This is a genomic window from Klebsiella michiganensis, assembly GCF_002925905.1.
Classification (GTDB): domain Bacteria; phylum Pseudomonadota; class Gammaproteobacteria; order Enterobacterales; family Enterobacteriaceae; genus Klebsiella; species Klebsiella michiganensis.
In genome coordinates this window covers 1,204,580-1,220,698 of sequence record NZ_PRDB01000001.1, presented here as the reverse complement: position 1 = coordinate 1,220,698, position 16,119 = coordinate 1,204,580, and the positions used below count along the sequence as shown (strand labels likewise).

The window sequence follows — 16,119 nt, the reverse complement described above, 5'->3', positions numbered from 1 at the left end:
AATCAGATGAAAAAATTTTTAAAAATGACGCTGCTGGCGCTGGCCATGACGCCCGCCATGGCGCTGGCTCAGCAGCAGTTTTCCTCTCCGGAACAGGCCGCAAGCGCGCTGGCTGAGGCAATCGGCAGGCATGATGAATCTGCCCTCAACGGGCTGCTCGGCGATAGCTGGCAGCAATTTTTACCGCCGGAGGGCATCGACCCTGACGCCGTCGCTCGCTTTCAGCGCGACTGGAAAGTCAGCCATCGTATCGTTCAGCAGCAGAATAGCGCCTGGCTGGAGGTGGGACAGGAAGCATGGCGGCTACCGATCCCCATCATTAAGGATAAGAGCGGCTGGCGTTTTGATATGGCCGCTGCTGAAGATGAGATCCTGACTCGCGCGATTGGCCGCAATGAGCTGTCAGCCATTCAGGCGATGCACGCTTACGTTGATGCCCAGCAGGATTTTTATCGGCTAAACCACACCTGGGCGCAGAGGATTATCAGCAGCGATGGCAAGAAAGACGGCCTCTACTGGCCTGCCGCTCCCGGCGAAGCGCCCAGCCCGCTTGGGCCCGCGTTTAGCCCCGCCGAACCCGGAGAAGGCTATCACGGCTACCGTTTTCGCATCATTCAAGATGGCGAGGGTCAGGGCTTCGCCCTGCTGGCGTGGCCTGTGGAATGGGGAAAAACCGGCATCATGAGCTTTATGGTCAACCAGAATGATGAGGTTTATCAGGCTAATTTAGGGGATGAGACGCAGAGCAAAGCGCGCGCCATTTCGCAGTTTTCGCCGGATTCAGCCTGGCAGGCCATCAATCAATAGAAAAAAAGCCCGGCGTGCGATAACGCCGCCGCGCCATATCTGTGTGCTGATTTAGCCCTGATGGGGCATCAGAGACGGGTCACCCGCAAAAGCCGGTTTAGTGCTGGTCAACGCCGCTTCATCAGAGCTGATGCTGCCGGAATTCGCCGCCCATACCCCTTCGCTGGTCTTTGTTATCTGCTGATGCTGCATATTCAAATCCTGGCCCATCGCCGCAATATGGGTGCTTTCGGTCCCGCCGCTGTTATCAGCCCAGGGAATAGCGGCATCGGCCGCGCAGGCCATACCCGAGACCAGCGTTGCTGCCAGCAGCGTCGTCGTTAAAACTTTTTTCATCACACACCTCACATATAGTTAACTACCTATAAGTTTACTGAGTAACTATTTTTCAAGCATTAATAAGATATGCAATTTTATTAACGGCGACACAGTTCTAAACATCACCGATAAAAAAAGCGGCTCACTGAGCCGCTTTTTGGATTTTGCCTGAAAGAAAAATTTACTTTTTCTTCGCTTTCGCGTTTGGCAGGTCGGTGATGCTGCCTTCGAAGACTTCTGCTGCCAGGCCAACGGACTCGTGCAGAGTCGGGTGAGCGTGGATGGTCAGCGCGATGTCTTCAGCGTCACAGCCCATTTCGATCGCCAGACCGATTTCACCCAGCAGCTCGCCGCCGTTGGTGCCGACAATCGCCCCGCCGATAACGCGGTGAGATTCTTTGTCGAAAATCAGTTTGGTCATACCGTCAGCGCAGTCGGAAGCGATGGCGCGGCCAGAAGCAGCCCACGGGAAGGTGGCGGTTTCGTAGCTGATGCCTTTCTCTTTCGCTTCTTTCTCAGTCAGACCAACCCACGCAACTTCCGGCTCGGTATAGGCGATGGACGGGATAACTTTCGGGTCGAAGTAGTGCTTCATGCCGGCAATAACTTCGGCAGCAACGTGGCCTTCGTGAACGCCTTTGTGCGCCAGCATCGGCTGACCGACGATATCGCCGATAGCGAAGATGTGCGGCACGTTGGTACGCAGCTGTTTATCAACGCGGATAAAGCCACGCTCGTCAACTTCAACGCCTGCTTTACCGGCATCGAGGTTTTTACCGTTCGGTACGCGGCCGATAGCTACCAGCACGGCGTCGTAGCGCTGCGCTTCAGCCGGGGCTTTTTTGCCTTCCATGGAAACGTAGATACCGTCTTCTTTCGCTTCAACGGCGGTCACTTTGGTTTCCAGCATCAGGTTGAATTTCTTACTGATGCGCTTGGTGAAGACTTTCACCACGTCTTTATCGGCAGCCGGGATAACCTGGTCGAACATTTCAACCACGTCAATCTCTGAACCCAGCGCATGGTATACGGTACCCATTTCCAGACCGATGATACCGCCGCCCATAACCAGCAGGCGTTTTGGTACGGTTTTCAGCTCCAGCGCATCGGTGGAGTCCCATACGCGTGGATCTTCATGCGGAATGAACGGCAGTTCGATCGGACGGGAACCCGCCGCGATGATAGCGTTGTCGAAGTTGATGACGGTTTTACCGTTTTCGCCTTCCACTTCCAGGGTGTTAGCGCCGGTAAATTTACCCAGACCGTTAACCACCTTCACTTTACGCCCTTTGGCCATGCCAGCCAGACCGCCGGTCAGCTGAGTGATGACTTTTTCTTTCCAGGTGCGAATCTTGTCAATGTCAGTTTTCGGTTCACCGAAAACGATGCCGTGTTCGGCCAGCGCTTTCGCTTCTTCGATAACTTTAGCAACGTGCAGCAGTGCTTTAGAAGGGATACAGCCGACGTTCAGGCAAACACCGCCGAGGGTGCTGTAACGTTCTACGATGACGGTTTCCAGACCTAAATCAGCGCAACGGAAGGCAGCAGAATAACCTGCGGGGCCTGCCCCAAGTACCACGACCTGAGTTTTGATTTCAGTACTCATCATGACCTCTGTTATTTGTATCCGGCGGGTCTGACGCTATTGTTTTTACGCCCATGTCCACCGGGACGTTCTATCCGCAAGCATTTTACAAAATTGTTAACAATTTTGAAACAACAAACGGCAAACGATTTTGTCCTTTATTGCTGGTAACTTCAAAACGCAGAAGAGATTACCAGAAAAAAGCCGGCCGTCAGGCCGGCTTTTTGCTTACATCACCAGGCGGCGAATGTCGCTCAGCATATTGTTGATGATGGTGATAAAGCGCGCACCATCAGCACCGTCGATCACGCGGTGGTCGAAGGACAGAGAGATCGGCATCATCAGACGCGGCACGAACTCTTTGCCATTCCATACCGGCTCCATCGCGGACTTGGACACGCCGAGGATAGCCACTTCCGGCGCGTTCACAATCGGTGCGAAGTGGGTGGTACCCAGGCCGCCGATGCTGGAGATAGTGAAGCAACCGCCCTGCATTTCGCCAGCGGTCAGCTTACCATCACGCGCTTTCTTGGAAATCACGGTCAGTTCACGAGACAGCTCGGTAATGCTCTTCTTGTTCACGTCTTTGAAGACCGGAACAACCAGACCATTCGGGGTATCAACCGCCACACCGATATTGATGTATTTCTTCAGCGTCAGACGCTGTGCATCTTCAGACAGGGAGCTGTTGAAGCGCGGCATCTGCTCAAGCGCCGCAGCAACGGCTTTCATGATGAAGACCACCGGAGTGAATTTCACGTCCAGCTTACGCTTCTCAGCTTCAGCGTTCTGCTGTTTACGGAACGCTTCCAGATCGGTGATATCGGTTTTGTCGAAGTGCGTAACGTGCGGGATCATCACCCAGTTACGGCTCAGGTTAGCACCAGAGATCTTCTGGATGCGGCCCAGTTCAACTTCTTCCACTTCACCAAACTTGCTGAAGTCCACTTTCGGCCACGGCAGCATGCCCGGGATACCGCCACCGGTAGCAGCAGGCGCGGCTTCAGCGCGTTTAACCGCTTCTTTCACGTAGGCCTGAACGTCTTCGCGCAGGATACGGCCTTTACGACCAGTTCCTTTCACTTTCGCCAGGTTTACGCCGAACTCGCGCGCCAGGCGACGAATCAGCGGGGTAGCGTGAACGTAAGCGTCGTTTTCAGCGAACTCAGATTTGCCTTCTGCTTTTGCAGCAGGTGCAGCTGGTTTAGCAGCCTGAGCCGGTGCAGCAGCTGGTGCTGGGGCAGCCGCGGCAGCCGGAGCTGCGGCAGGCGCAGCGCCTTCCACTTCGAAGACCATAATCAGGGAGCCGGTGGAGACTTTGTCGCCGGTGCTGATTTTGATCTCTTTCACGGTACCCGCGAACGGCGCAGGCACTTCCATGGAAGCTTTGTCGCCTTCAACGGTGATCAATGACTGTTCAGCGGCAATTTTATCGCCCACTTTCACCATCACTTCAGTCACTTCAACTTCATCGCCGCCGATATCCGGCACGTGAACTTCTTTAGAACCTGAAGCTGCCGGTGCAGCAGCAGCCGGAGCGGCTTCCGCTTTCGCCGGCGCCGCGGCAGGCGCTGCGCCCGCCACTTCGAAGATCATGATCAGGGAACCCGTGGACACTTTGTCGCCGGTGTTAATCTTGATCTCTTTCACGGTACCGGCGAACGGCGCCGGCACTTCCATAGAGGCTTTATCGCCTTCTACGGTGATCAGGGATTGTTCAGCGGCGATGGTGTCGCCCACTTTTACCATGATTTCCGTGACTTCAACTTCATCACCGCCGATATCCGGTACATGAACTTCTTTCGCGCTGGCGGCTGCCGGTGCTGCGGCGGCCGGAGCCGCTTCTTTCTTCTCTTCCTGCGCAGGTGCAGCGGCTGCTGCACCATCGGCGGAATCGAAAATCATGATCAGTTTACCGGTCTCGGTTTTGTCGCCGACGGAGACTTTGATCTCTTTAACGACGCCAGCCTGCGGAGACGGGACTTCCATAGAGGCTTTGTCGCCTTCTACGGTGATCAGCGACTGTTCAGCTTCAACTTTGTCGCCCACTTTGACCAGAATCTCGGTGATTTCAACTTCATCAGCCCCGATGTCCGGTACTTTGATTTCGATAGCCATTATTCTTTTACCTCTTACGCCAGACGCGGGTTAACTTTATCTGCATCGATGTTGAATTTAGTGATGGCTTCCGCAACCACTTTCTTATCGATTTCGCCACGTTTAGCCAGTTCGCCCAGCGCTGCTACCACCACGTAGGAAGCGTCAACTTCGAAGTGGTGACGCAGGTTTTCACGGCTGTCAGAGCGACCGAAGCCGTCGGTACCCAGTACGCGGTAATCATCGGCCGGTACGTAAGTACGAACCTGCTCAGCGAACAGTTTCATATAGTCAGTAGATGCGACTGCCGGAGCGTCGTTCATCACCTGAGCGATGTACGGAACGCGCGGCGTTTCCAGCGGATGCAGCATGTTCCAGCGTTCACAATCCTGGCCATCGCGCGCCAGTTCGGTGAAGGAGGTGACGCTATAAACGTCAGAGCCTACGCCGTAGTCTTTGGCCAGGATCTGCGCTGCTTCACGGACGTGACGCAGGATAGAACCGGAGCCCAGCAGCTGAACTTTACCTTTGCTACCTTCAACGGTTTCGAGTTTGTAGATACCTTTACGGATACCTTCCTCGGCGCCTGCTGGCATTGCCGGCATGTGGTAGTTTTCGTTCAGCGTGGTGATGTAGTAGTAAACGTTCTCTTGTTTCTCACCGTACATACGCTCCAGACCATCGTGCATGATGACCGCAACTTCGTACGCGTAAGACGGATCGTAAGAGATACAGTTCGGGATGGTCAGAGACTGAATGTGGCTGTGGCCATCTTCGTGCTGCAGACCTTCGCCGTTCAGCGTGGTACGACCGGAAGTCCCGCCGATCAGGAAGCCGCGAGCCTGCTGGTCGCCGGCCTGCCAGCACAGGTCACCGATACGCTGGAACCCGAACATGGAGTAGTAGATGTAGAACGGGATCATCGGCAGGTTGTTGGTGCTGTAGGAGGTCGCAGCAGCCAGCCAGGATGCACCGGCACCCAGTTCGTTGATACCTTCCTGCAGAATCTGGCCTTTCTCGTCTTCTTTGTAGTAAGCAACCTGCTCACGGTCCTGCGGAGTGTACTGCTGACCGTTCGGGCTGTAGATACCAATCTGACGGAACAGGCCTTCCATACCAAAGGTACGCGCTTCATCGGCGATGATCGGCACGAGGCGGTCTTTGATGGATTTGTTCTTCAGCATCACGTTCAGGGCACGAACGAACGCGATAGTGGTAGAGATCTCTTTATTCTGCTCTTCCAGCAGCGGACCGAAATCTTCCAGGGTCGGCAGCTCCAGCTTCTCATCGAAGTTTGGCTGACGGCTCGGCAGATAGCCGTGCAGTTTCTGACGCTGGGCGTGCAGATAGGTGTGCTCTTCAGAACCTTCCGGGAAGGTCACGTACGGCAGTTTTTCGATATCAGCATCGGCAACCGGCACGTTGAAACGATCGCGGACGTAGCGAACGCCGTCCATGTTCATTTTCTTAACCTGGTGAGCGATGTTTTTACCTTCAGCGGTGTCACCCATGCCGTAACCTTTAATGGTATGGGCGAGGATTACGGTGGCTTTGCCTTTGGTTTCCTGTGCTTTTTTCAGCGCAGCGTAGACTTTCTTCGGATCGTGACCGCCGCGGTTCAGGGCCCAGATCTGCTCGTCAGTCCAGTCGGCAACCAGCGCTGCGGTTTCCGGATATTTACCGAAGAAGTGCTCACGCACGTAAGCGCCGTCTTTGGATTTGAAGGTCTGGTAGTCACCGTCAACGGTCTCTTCCATCAGCTGGATCAGTTTACCGCTGGTATCTTTACGCAGCAGCTCATCCCAGCGTCCGCCCCAGATAACCTTGATAACGTTCCAGCCAGCACCGCCAAAGATGCCTTCCAGTTCGTTAATGATCTTGCCATTACCGGTAACCGGGCCGTCAAGGCGCTGCAGGTTACAGTTGATAACGAAGACCAGGTTGTCCAGCTTCTCACGGGTCGCGATGGTGATCGCGCCTTTGGATTCCGGCTCGTCCATCTCGCCGTCGCCGAGGAAAGCGTAAACGGTTTGTTTGGAAGTGTCTTTCAGGCCGCGGTGTTCCAGATACTTCAGGAACTTAGCCTGATAAATCGCACCGATTGGACCCAGCCCCATAGAGACGGTCGGGAACTGCCAGAATTCCGGCATCAGTTTCGGGTGCGGATAAGAGGACAGACCTTTACCGTGAACTTCCTGACGGAAGTTGTTCATCTGCTCTTCAGTCAGACGACCTTCCAGGAAAGCACGCGCGTAGACGCCCGGAGAGATGTGGCCCTGGAAGTAAACCAGGTCGCCGCCGTCCTGCTCGTTGCGTGCGCGGAAGAAGTGGTTAAAGCACACTTCATAGAAGGTTGCGGAAGACTGGAAGGAAGCCATGTGGCCGCCCAGTTCGAGATCTTTTTTCGATGCGCGCAGAACGGTCATAATCGCGTTCCAGCGGATCGCAGAACGGATACGACGTTCCAGATCCAGATTACCCGGGTATTCCGGCTCATCTTCAACGGCAATAGTGTTCACGTAACCGCCGGTCGATGCGCCAGCAGCCACTTTCACCCCGCCTTTGCGGGCTTCAGAAAGGAGTTGGTCAATAAGATACTGAGCGCGCTCAACACCTTCTTCACGGATGACCGATTCGATCGCCTGTAGCCAGTCGCGAGTTTCGATCGGATCCACGTCATTTGGTAAACGTTCTGACATGGGGGGTATTCCTTATCTATCTAATCGTTGATTAATCTGGAACCTGTCCCATTGAATTCTCGTCAGAGAATGCAATAAGACAGGTTCTGCGTTTAGTTGCCGCGCTCTAAAAATGGCGCTTAAGAACCGGAGTTCTCATCTTTTCGTTGCTGTAAACGACGCAGTGAGCGTTCACGACGGCTCTGCTCACGGCTACGATCCAGCAAAATTTCCTCAATGAACGCCAGGTGACGATGCGACGCTTCACGCGCCTGCTCCGGTTCCCCGGCGATTATCGCCTCAAAAATGCGAGTACGATGATTGCTGACCTGCGGGAGCATCTCCCGACGGGCGTACAACAATTCAAAATTCTGGCGAACGTTCTGGGCCAGCATCGGCTCCATACAGCGTAGTAGATGGAGCAGCACCACATTGTGCGCCGCTTCGGTGACGGCGATTTGATACTGGACGACGGCATCGGATTCGGCGTCGAGATCGCCGGACTGCTGAGCCCGCTCAATGGCCTGATGCAGCTCGCGAATGCGTTCGCGGTCTTCATCATTGCTGCGCAGCGCCGCGTAATAAGCCGCGATGCCTTCAAGCGCGTGACGGGTTTCCAGCAGATCAAATTGGGATTCAGGGTGGTCGGACAGTAGCTCTACCAGCGGGTCGCTGAAGCTCTGCCACAGGCGGCTTTGTACAAACGTTCCGCCCCCCTGGCGACGAAGCAACAAGCCCTTAGCTTCGAGGCGTTGAATAGCCTCACGGAGCGAGGGACGGGAAACGTCGAACTGTTTTGCCAGTTCACGTTCTGGCGGGAGTTTTTCACCGGGGCGCAACGTCCCCTCAAGGATTAAAAACTCCAGCTGCTGCTCTATCACATCGGATAGTTTTGGTTGGCGGATCTTGCTGTAGGCCATATTCCCTGTCTCTGCCATTAGCCCGGAGTCAATTGGTCTTACCAATTCATAGTTCGTATCGCTAAAGTAACAAAGTATTCACCTTCTGTCCATACAGGTTTTGATTGAAATCATTAAACCCGGCACGTTTTAACAACCTTACAGAAATAACATTTCAAAAATGTAACCTTGCACAAATGTTGTGTTTACTCACAAAGAGGTAGTGTTAACGTAATAGAAACGAAAAATTACGCTATCTGAACCGATTCAACGCCTTATGAAGTGAATATAAATTCAATAAATTTGCATGGATGACAAATAATGGGTAGGCACTGGCGCATGGGGGTGGGATTTACAAATGGCGTCTTTTTGCTCGCTTCGTCATCATCCCTTCATAAAGCAGGTGCATTCAGCGGCGCTTATCACTATTCTCCATGATACGAAAGGCCTTTTCATGAATTCCCTCTCCGCCTTGCGTAAAGAAATAAGTACATCTACGGAATTTGATAATTACACAAACACAACAATATGTGCGCTACATCACTCGGGGCAAAACGGGCCGCAGGCTCAGTGAAATTTCGCTGACTATGCTATCAGGCAGGGATGGACAGCGAAGAAGTCACCTGATGGATGACGCGGACAAACATAATAACCATAACCACACACGAGGTTTCATGATGGAAGGTCAACAGCATGGCGATCGGCTAAAGCGCGGCCTTAAAAACCGCCATATTCAGCTTATTGCGCTGGGAGGCGCTATCGGTACCGGTTTGTTTCTGGGTAGCGCATCCGTCATCCAAAACGCGGGTCCCGGTATTATTCTGGGCTACGCAATTGCCGGTTTTATTGCTTTCCTGATTATGCGTCAGCTGGGCGAGATGGTCGTCGAAGAGCCGGTAGCCGGCTCATTTAGTCATTTTGCCTACAAATACTGGGGCGGCTTTGCAGGCTTCGCTTCCGGCTGGAACTACTGGGTGCTTTACGTGCTGGTCGCGATGGCCGAGCTGACCGCGGTCGGGAAATACGTCCAGTTCTGGTGGCCGGAAATTCCTACCTGGGTTTCTGCGGCCGTTTTCTTTATCGCTATCAACGCCATCAACCTGACGAACGTCAAGGTGTTCGGCGAGATGGAGTTCTGGTTCGCGATCATCAAAGTCGTCGCCGTCGTGGCGATGATCCTGTTCGGCGGCTGGCTGCTGTTCAGCGGCAACGGCGGCCCGCAGGCCACCGTACGCAACCTGTGGGAGCAGGGCGGTTTCCTGCCGCACGGCTTCACCGGGCTGGTAATGATGATGGCGATTATTATGTTCTCTTTCGGCGGGCTGGAGCTGGTCGGTATTACCGCAGCCGAAGCGGATAACCCGGAGCAGAGCATTCCGAAGGCCACCAACCAGGTCATCTACCGCATCCTGATTTTCTATGTGGGCTCGCTGGCCGTTCTGCTTTCGCTGCTGCCGTGGAGCCGCGTAACCGCCGATACCAGCCCGTTCGTCCTGATTTTCCACGAACTGGGCGATACCTTCGTCGCGAATGCGCTGAATATTGTGGTATTAACCGCGGCGCTCTCCGTTTACAACAGCTGCGTATACTGCAACAGTCGGATGCTGTTCGGTCTGGCCCAGCAGGGTAACGCGCCAAAAGCGCTGATGAGCGTCGATAAACGCGGCGTGCCGGTTAACACCATCCTCGTCTCCGCGGTGGTCACCGCGCTGTGCGTACTGATTAACTACTTCGCGCCGGAATCCGCGTTTGGTCTGCTGATGGCGCTGGTGGTTTCAGCCCTGGTGATCAACTGGGCGATGATTAGCCTGGCGCACATGAAGTTCCGTCGCGCTAAGCAGCAGCAGGGCGTGGTCACCCGCTTCCCGGCGCTGCTTTATCCGCTGGGCAACTGGATCTGCCTGCTGTTTATGGCGGGAGTGCTGGTGATCATGCTGATGACCCCTGGCATGGCGATTTCCGTCTACCTTATCCCGGTATGGATTGCCGTTCTCGGCGTCGGCTACCTGTTTAAACAGAAAACCGCCAGCGCCATTAAAGCATAATCCTGTATCTCCACAAGCTGTGTCCGCCCGCCGCTGGGCGGACACGGCGCATTGTTATCTGCTTCACACTTTCCCCCTGATAACCGATTTATCCATATCGTTAACCCTATCCTGCAACGCATTAGTCCATTACCCGGCTAATAATTCTCTCCATACCGCCACGGGGAGATCGCTGCGATGAATGGCAATAAGCTTTCAGTTAAAGAAAAAATAGGCTACGGGATGGGTGATGCCGGATGCAATATCATATTCGGCGCCATCATGTTGTTTGTTAACTATTTTTATACGGATATTTTTGGTCTCGCGCCGGCGCTGGTGGGCGTTTTGCTGCTTTCCGTACGCGTTATTGATGCCGTCACCGATCCGATCATGGGGGCGATGGCCGACCGTACCCGCAGTAAATACGGGCGCTTTCGCCCATGGCTACTGTGGATTGCCTTCCCGTACGCGCTGTTCAGCGTGCTGATGTTTACCACCCCGGAGTGGTCGTACAATAGCAAGGTTATCTATGCTTTCGTCACCTACTTCCTGCTCTCGCTGACCTACACCGCGATCAACATCCCCTACTGCTCCTTGGGTAGCGTGATTACGAATGACCCGAAGGAACGCGTGGCCTGCCAGTCCTATCGCTTCGTGATGGTCGGTATCGCCACGCTCCTGCTCTCCCTGACGCTGCTGCCGATGGCGGACTGGTTCGGCGGTGAGGATAAAGCCAAAGGCTATCAGATGGCGATGACCGTGCTGGCGATTATCGGTATGTGCATGTTCCTGTTCTGCTTTGCCACCGTTCGTGAGCGCGTAAAACCCGCCGTCCAGACCAACGACGAGCTGAAAAAAGATCTGAAAGACGTCTGGAAAAACGACCAGTGGGTTCGCATCCTGCTGCTAACGCTGTGCAACGTTTGTCCGGGCTTTATTCGCATGGCCGCCACCATGTACTACGTCACCTGGGTGATGCAGCAAAGCACCCACTTCGCCACGCTGTTTATCAGCCTCGGGGTAGTCGGAATGATGATCGGCAGTATGCTGGCTAAAGTACTGACCGACCGCTGGTGCAAACTGCAGGTGTTTTTCTGGACCAACATCGTGCTGGCGATTTTCTCCTGCGCCTTCTACTTCTTCGACCCGCACGCCACCATGATGATTATGGTGCTCTACTTCCTGCTGAACATTCTGCATCAGATCCCCTCGCCGCTGCACTGGTCGCTGATGGCCGACGTGGATGACTACGGCGAATGGAAGACCGGCAAACGCATCACCGGCATCAGCTTCTCAGGCAACCTGTTCTTCCTGAAGGTCGGTCTGGCCATCGCCGGCGCGATGGTTGGCTTCCTGCTCTCCTGGTACGGTTACGATGCCGGTGCGAAGCAGCAAAGCGCCTCCGCGATTAACGGTATCGTATTGTTATTCAGCGTTATCCCCGGCATCGGCTATCTGATTACCGCGGGGGTGGTGCGTATGCTGAAGGTAAACCGCGAATTTATGCGGCTAATTCAGTCCGACCTCGAGAAACGCCGGGTCAACTACAGCGAGCTCAACGACTATCAGGAACTGAAAACCGGCGAACAGGTAAGGAAAGCGTAATGAAAAACTGGCCGAATCCATTTATTGAACAACGCGCGGACCCTTATATTCTGCGCCATCAGGAGAGCTACTACTTTATTGCCTCGGTGCCGGAGTATGACCGTCTGGAAATCCGTCGCTCTGCAACCCTTGAAGGCTTGCGCCACGCGCAGCCGGTGGTCGTCTGGCGTAAGCCGGACAGCGGCCCGCTGAGCCAGCTCATATGGGCCCCGGAGCTGCATGAGATTGACGGCAAATGGTATATCTACTTTGCCGCCAGCCACACCCACGATCTGGATGCGCAGGGCATGTTCCAGCACCGCATGTTCGCGCTCGAATGCGCTGACAGCGACCCGTTAACCGGTAAATGGCAGGAAAAAGGCCAGATTAAAACGCCGCTTGATACCTTTGCGCTGGATGCCACCACCTTCCGCCATCAGGGTAAACGGTGGTACCTGTGGGCGCAAAAAGATCCGGAAATTAAGGGCAATACCAACCTCTATCTGGCTGAACTGGCAAATCCGTGGACGCTAAAAGGTCAGCCGGTCAGGCTGAGTCAACCCGAGTTTGACTGGGAGTGCCGGGGTTTTCTGGTGAATGAAGGCCCGGCGGTCTTGTTCCACGGCGACAAGCTGTTCGTCAGCTACTCCGCCAGCGCCACCGACGAAAACTACTGCATGGGATTATTGTGGATAGACGTTAACGCCGACCCGCTGCGGCCGGAAAACTGGCATAAAGCGCCGCAGCCGGTGTTTCGTACCAGCTATGAGAATCGTCAGTATGGGCCCGGACACAATAGCTTTACGCAAACGCCGGAGGGAGAAGATGTGCTGGTGTACCACGCGCGCAACTACACCGAAATCGAAGGCGACCCGCTGTACGATCCGAATCGCCATACCCGCCTGAAGCTTGTCCGCTGGGACGAAAACGGGATGCCTGATTTTGGCATCCCGGCAGCAGATACGGATTAAAAGCGGAACCTGCCCCCAGCGGGCAGGTGCTTAAATCAGCGTACCGTAAATCGTCAGCAGCGCCATAATCACCACCACCACCAGCGATGTTTTTTTCGCCATGGAGACCGCCGCCTTCGGCGTCGCCACTTTATCCACGTGCGGCTCGCGCGCCAGCGAATACTGCGCCAGGCGCGTCAGCACCTGATACTGCGAAGAGTGGCGGTCGCCAAGCGAGGCAAACCACGCAGGCAAAGCCTTTTCCCCGTGCCCAACCAGCGCGTACACCACGCCGACCAGACGTACCGGAACCCAGTCGACAACGTGCAGAATGCCGTCAATACCCGACTGTAAGCGATGACGCGGCGTCTGATAACGCGCCAGCCAGGTCTGCCAGGCCCGCAGCGTACAGTAGGCAATCAGGGTTAACGGTCCCCACGGCCCGCCGACAACGAACCAGAACAGCGGAGCGAGATAGTAGCGGTAGTTAATCCACAGCAGCGCGTTTTGCAGCTCGCTCAGATATTCACGCTGGTCGCAGCCGGGCGGCACGCCGTGGATCAGGGTGAGCTCGCTGGCCATGGCGTCGCAGGCGCGGCTATCATCGCGCGCCGCCGCCTTCAGGTAGGCGTGATAGTGCAGACGGACTTTGCCCGCGCCGATGCACAGCAGGCCCAGCAGGATCCAGAACACCAGCAGAGGAATGTTAAACAGCTGCCCCTGCAGCAGGCGCTGAATAATAAACACGACCGCCGCCGCCGCGACCGTCATCAGTAGGGTAGTGAGCAGGGAATAATGCTTTACCCGGCGAAACAGCACTTCCAGCCGGTGATCGAGCTGCCAGTGCTCGCCCAGCTTAAACAAACGCTCGGCAATGAGGACTAACAGCGTAGTGAACAACGTCATGGCATCTCCTTATTCTGACGACGGGGTTAACAGACCGCGAAATTTGACCCAGTCAAAAGCCGGGCCGGGATCCGTTTTACGCACTGGCGCAATATCGCTATGGCCGGTGATATTGTCAGCTATCGCCGGATAGCGCGAGATAAGCTGACGGGTAACGGCAACCAGCTGCTGATACTGCGCGTCGGTATAAGCCAGCTCGTCGGTCCCTTCCAGCTCAATGCCTATCGAAAAATCATTACAGCGCTCGCGCCCGTGATAGCTGGAAACCCCCGCGTGCCAGGCGCGCTGGTCGAAAGGCACATACTGCACGATTTCACCATCGCGGCGAATCAGACAGTGTGCCGAAACGCGAAGATGCGCGATTTCAGCAAAGAAAGGATGGGCATGGGGATCGAGCGTACCGCTGAACAGGGCATCAATCCATGGCCCGCCAAATTCGCCGGGCGGCAGGCTTATATTATGCACCACCAGCAAAGAGGGGGTTTCATTATCCGGGCGGCTATCGTGGTGCGGCGAAGGAACCCGACGCGCCTCTTCCAGCCATCCCCCGTTCAACTGCATGTTGAGTCTCCTTTTACTAGCTTATGCATTCGCGGCACCGTGACCAAACAATCCCCGGCATCATACCCACGCTCGCTCGGTTGGCTAACGCCAAAACTTCACGCTGGCGCCGCCGACGAAAGGACGCGGATGTGGTACAGAAACGTCGTTCAGGTTAGCATGTTTCCCACTTCTGAATCTTATCTATCTGGAGCTTTATCATGACGCCTCGTCGCTACAATCCCGACCGCCGCCGTGACGCGCTGCTGGAGCGTATTAATCTTGATATTACCGATGCCGTCTCTCAATCCCTGCGGGAAGATTTAGGCGGTGAAGTGGATGCGAACAACGATATTAGCGCGCAATTATTGCCGCAGGATGCGCGCTCGCATGCCGTCGTCATCACCCGTGAAGACGGCGTGTTTTGCGGTAAACGTTGGGTAGAAGAAGTCTTTATTCAGCTTGCGGGCGACGACGTTAACTTCACCTGGCACGTTGCCGATGGCGACGCGGTAAAAGCCAATCAGCCGCTATTCGAGCTGGAAGGCCCTTCGCGGATCCTGCTCACCGGCGAACGTACCGCACTCAATTTCGTGCAGACGCTCTCCGGGGTGGCCAGCGAAGTCCGCCGCTATGTCGACCTGCTGGCAGGCACCAAAACTCAACTGCTCGATACGCGCAAAACGCTGCCGGGCCTGCGCACGGCGCTGAAATATGCGGTCCTGTGCGGCGGCGGGGCCAATCATCGCCTGGGCCTCTCCGATGCCTTTCTGATTAAAGAGAACCATATTATCGCTTCCGGCTCGGTACGGCAGGCGGTTGAAAAAGCGTTCTGGCTGCACCCGGATGTGCCGGTTGAGGTGGAAGTCGAAACCCTTGAAGAGCTGGATGAAGCGCTGAAAGCCGGCGCTGACATCATTATGCTCGACAACTTCACTACCGACCTGATGCGCGAAGCGGTCAAACACACCAACGGCCAGGCGGCGCTGGAAGTCTCCGGCAACGTCACATTCGAGACTATTCGTGAATTTGCTGAAACCGGCGTCGATTACATCTCCGTTGGCGCGTTGACCAAGCACGTCCGCGCTCTCGATCTCTCTATGCGCTTCCGCTAATTCCCCTGCCCCGGTTCGTCGTTGATGCCGGGGCGCACTTTTGCGAGCCGGCTCGCACGCCAATAATCCCTCAATGCAACCCGCAAAAAAAGCCTGGAAGCGTGCTTCTCCAGGCGCGATCTGCCGCTCGTATCGCTAAACAAACCCCGGCAAAGTGCTCCCGAAGATAACAAGGAGCAACTTATGGACAAACAACGCGGCTTTACCCTCATCGAACTTATGGTGGTCATTGGGATCATCGCCATTCTCAGCGCAATCGGCATTCCGGCTTATCAGAACTATCTGCGAAAAGCGGCGCTTACCGATATGCTGCAAACCTTCGTCCCGTTCCGCACCGCCATTGAGCTGTGCGCGCTGGAGCACGGCGGATTAACCACCTGCGATGGCGGCAGCAACGGTATTCCCTCGCCCGCCACAACCCGCTACGTCTCGGCTATGACCGTCGCCACAGGCGTTGTCACGCTCACCGGGCAGGAAAGCCTTAATGGCTTAAGCGTCACGCTGACGCCGACCTGGGATAACGCTAACGGCATCACCGGCTGGCAGCGAGTGTGCAACATTACCGGCGATAGCGCACTCAAGCAGGCCTGTGAAGACGTGTTCCGTTTTAACTGAG

General features: G+C 55.2%; 13 protein-coding genes. 6 read left to right on the top strand and 7 right to left on the bottom strand.

The features are described 5' to 3' along the window. The first annotated feature begins 6 nt into the window (after positions 1 to 6). Positions 7 to 807, top strand: a complete 801-nt coding sequence (locus tag CDA56_RS05890) for a DUF2950 family protein (RefSeq protein WP_048262386.1) — start codon at positions 7 to 9, stop codon at positions 805 to 807. Between the two features lie 51 nt (positions 808 to 858). On the opposite strand, the gene CDA56_RS05885 is transcribed toward CDA56_RS05890, so the two are convergent. From CDA56_RS05885 to pdhR, 5 genes are all read right to left on the bottom strand, one after another. After that, positions 859 to 1,143, bottom strand: a complete 285-nt coding sequence (locus tag CDA56_RS05885) for a hypothetical protein (protein WP_014227938.1) — start codon at positions 1,141 to 1,143, stop codon at positions 859 to 861. A 163-nt stretch (positions 1,144 to 1,306) separates the two neighbouring features. Beyond that, positions 1,307 to 2,731: a dihydrolipoyl dehydrogenase gene (lpdA, locus tag CDA56_RS05880; RefSeq protein WP_004098637.1), complete on the bottom strand. Its 1,425-nt coding sequence runs from the start codon at positions 2,729 to 2,731 to the stop codon at positions 1,307 to 1,309. A gap of 207 nt (positions 2,732 to 2,938) precedes the next feature. Beyond that, positions 2,939 to 4,828: a pyruvate dehydrogenase complex dihydrolipoyllysine-residue acetyltransferase gene (aceF, locus tag CDA56_RS05875; protein ID WP_014227937.1), complete on the bottom strand. Its 1,890-nt coding sequence runs from the start codon at positions 4,826 to 4,828 to the stop codon at positions 2,939 to 2,941. A 14-nt stretch (positions 4,829 to 4,842) separates the two neighbouring features. Beyond that, positions 4,843 to 7,506 carry a pyruvate dehydrogenase (acetyl-transferring), homodimeric type gene (aceE, locus tag CDA56_RS05870; RefSeq protein WP_004098634.1) on the bottom strand — a complete coding sequence of 888 codons (2,664 nt, stop codon included), beginning with the start codon at positions 7,504 to 7,506 and terminating at the stop codon, positions 4,843 to 4,845. A 119-nt stretch (positions 7,507 to 7,625) separates the two neighbouring features. Next, positions 7,626 to 8,405, bottom strand: a complete 780-nt coding sequence (gene pdhR / locus CDA56_RS05865) for a pyruvate dehydrogenase complex transcriptional repressor PdhR (RefSeq protein ID WP_004098632.1) — start codon at positions 8,403 to 8,405, stop codon at positions 7,626 to 7,628. Between the two features lie 653 nt (positions 8,406 to 9,058). Between pdhR and aroP the strand changes: the two genes are divergently transcribed. The 3 genes from aroP to CDA56_RS05845 all read left to right on the top strand — a co-directional run bounded on the left by aroP (position 9,059) and on the right by CDA56_RS05845 (position 12,963). Continuing rightward, positions 9,059 to 10,429, top strand: coding sequence for an aromatic amino acid transporter AroP (aroP, locus tag CDA56_RS05855; RefSeq protein WP_086544283.1), 1,371 nt, complete (start codon positions 9,059 to 9,061; stop codon positions 10,427 to 10,429). 177 nt (positions 10,430 to 10,606) lie between these two features. Then, positions 10,607 to 12,013: a glycoside-pentoside-hexuronide (GPH):cation symporter gene (locus tag CDA56_RS05850; protein ID WP_014227935.1), complete on the top strand. Its 1,407-nt coding sequence runs from the start codon at positions 10,607 to 10,609 to the stop codon at positions 12,011 to 12,013. Continuing rightward, a complete protein-coding gene (locus CDA56_RS05845) occupies positions 12,013 to 12,963 on the top strand; it encodes a glycoside hydrolase family 43 protein (protein WP_103814186.1) in 951 nt (316 codons plus the stop codon). Before CDA56_RS05850 ends, CDA56_RS05845 begins: the two co-directional genes overlap by 1 nt. Before the next feature lie 30 nt (positions 12,964 to 12,993). Here CDA56_RS05845 and ampE read toward each other — a convergent pair whose 3' ends face one another. Together ampE and ampD are read right to left on the bottom strand one after the other, a co-directional pair. Next, on the bottom strand, positions 12,994 to 13,848 hold the full coding sequence (gene ampE / locus CDA56_RS05840; protein WP_004098628.1) for a beta-lactamase regulator AmpE: 855 nt from the start codon (positions 13,846 to 13,848) through the stop codon (positions 12,994 to 12,996). A gap of 9 nt (positions 13,849 to 13,857) precedes the next feature. Then, complete coding sequence (gene ampD, locus CDA56_RS05835) at positions 13,858 to 14,409, bottom strand: 1,6-anhydro-N-acetylmuramyl-L-alanine amidase AmpD (RefSeq protein WP_009654552.1); 552 nt, start codon at positions 14,407 to 14,409, stop codon at positions 13,858 to 13,860. Positions 14,410 to 14,609: 200 nt separating this feature from the next. Between ampD and nadC the strand changes: the two genes are divergently transcribed. Further along, on the top strand, positions 14,610 to 15,503 hold the full coding sequence (gene nadC, locus CDA56_RS05830; protein ID WP_025106498.1) for a carboxylating nicotinate-nucleotide diphosphorylase: 894 nt from the start codon (positions 14,610 to 14,612) through the stop codon (positions 15,501 to 15,503). A 183-nt stretch (positions 15,504 to 15,686) separates the two neighbouring features. Beyond that, positions 15,687 to 16,118, top strand: a complete 432-nt coding sequence (gene ppdD / locus CDA56_RS05825) for a prepilin peptidase-dependent pilin (protein WP_014227930.1) — start codon at positions 15,687 to 15,689, stop codon at positions 16,116 to 16,118. Position 16,119 lies beyond the last annotated feature (1 nt).

Excerpts from the sequence above, each read along its gene's own strand:
- CDA56_RS05890 (WP_048262386.1), top strand. The coding sequence starts at position 7 with ATGAAAAAATTTTTAAAAATGACGCTGCTGGCGCTGGCCATGACGCCC.
- CDA56_RS05885 (WP_014227938.1), bottom strand. The coding sequence starts at position 1,143 with ATGAAAAAAGTTTTAACGACGACGCTGCTGGCAGCAACGCTGGTCTCG.
- lpdA (WP_004098637.1), bottom strand. The coding sequence starts at position 2,731 with ATGAGTACTGAAATCAAAACTCAGGTCGTGGTACTTGGGGCAGGCCCC.
- aceF (WP_014227937.1), bottom strand. The coding sequence starts at position 4,828 with ATGGCTATCGAAATCAAAGTACCGGACATCGGGGCTGATGAAGTTGAA.
- aceE (WP_004098634.1), bottom strand. The coding sequence starts at position 7,506 with ATGTCAGAACGTTTACCAAATGACGTGGATCCGATCGAAACTCGCGAC.
- pdhR (WP_004098632.1), bottom strand. The coding sequence starts at position 8,405 with ATGGCCTACAGCAAGATCCGCCAACCAAAACTATCCGATGTGATAGAG.
- aroP (WP_086544283.1), top strand. The coding sequence starts at position 9,059 with ATGATGGAAGGTCAACAGCATGGCGATCGGCTAAAGCGCGGCCTTAAA.
- CDA56_RS05850 (WP_014227935.1), top strand. The coding sequence starts at position 10,607 with ATGAATGGCAATAAGCTTTCAGTTAAAGAAAAAATAGGCTACGGGATG.
- CDA56_RS05845 (WP_103814186.1), top strand. The coding sequence starts at position 12,013 with ATGAAAAACTGGCCGAATCCATTTATTGAACAACGCGCGGACCCTTAT.
- ampE (WP_004098628.1), bottom strand. The coding sequence starts at position 13,848 with ATGACGTTGTTCACTACGCTGTTAGTCCTCATTGCCGAGCGTTTGTTT.
- ampD (WP_009654552.1), bottom strand. The coding sequence starts at position 14,409 with ATGCAGTTGAACGGGGGATGGCTGGAAGAGGCGCGTCGGGTTCCTTCG.
- nadC (WP_025106498.1), top strand. The coding sequence starts at position 14,610 with ATGACGCCTCGTCGCTACAATCCCGACCGCCGCCGTGACGCGCTGCTG.
- ppdD (WP_014227930.1), top strand. The coding sequence starts at position 15,687 with ATGGACAAACAACGCGGCTTTACCCTCATCGAACTTATGGTGGTCATT.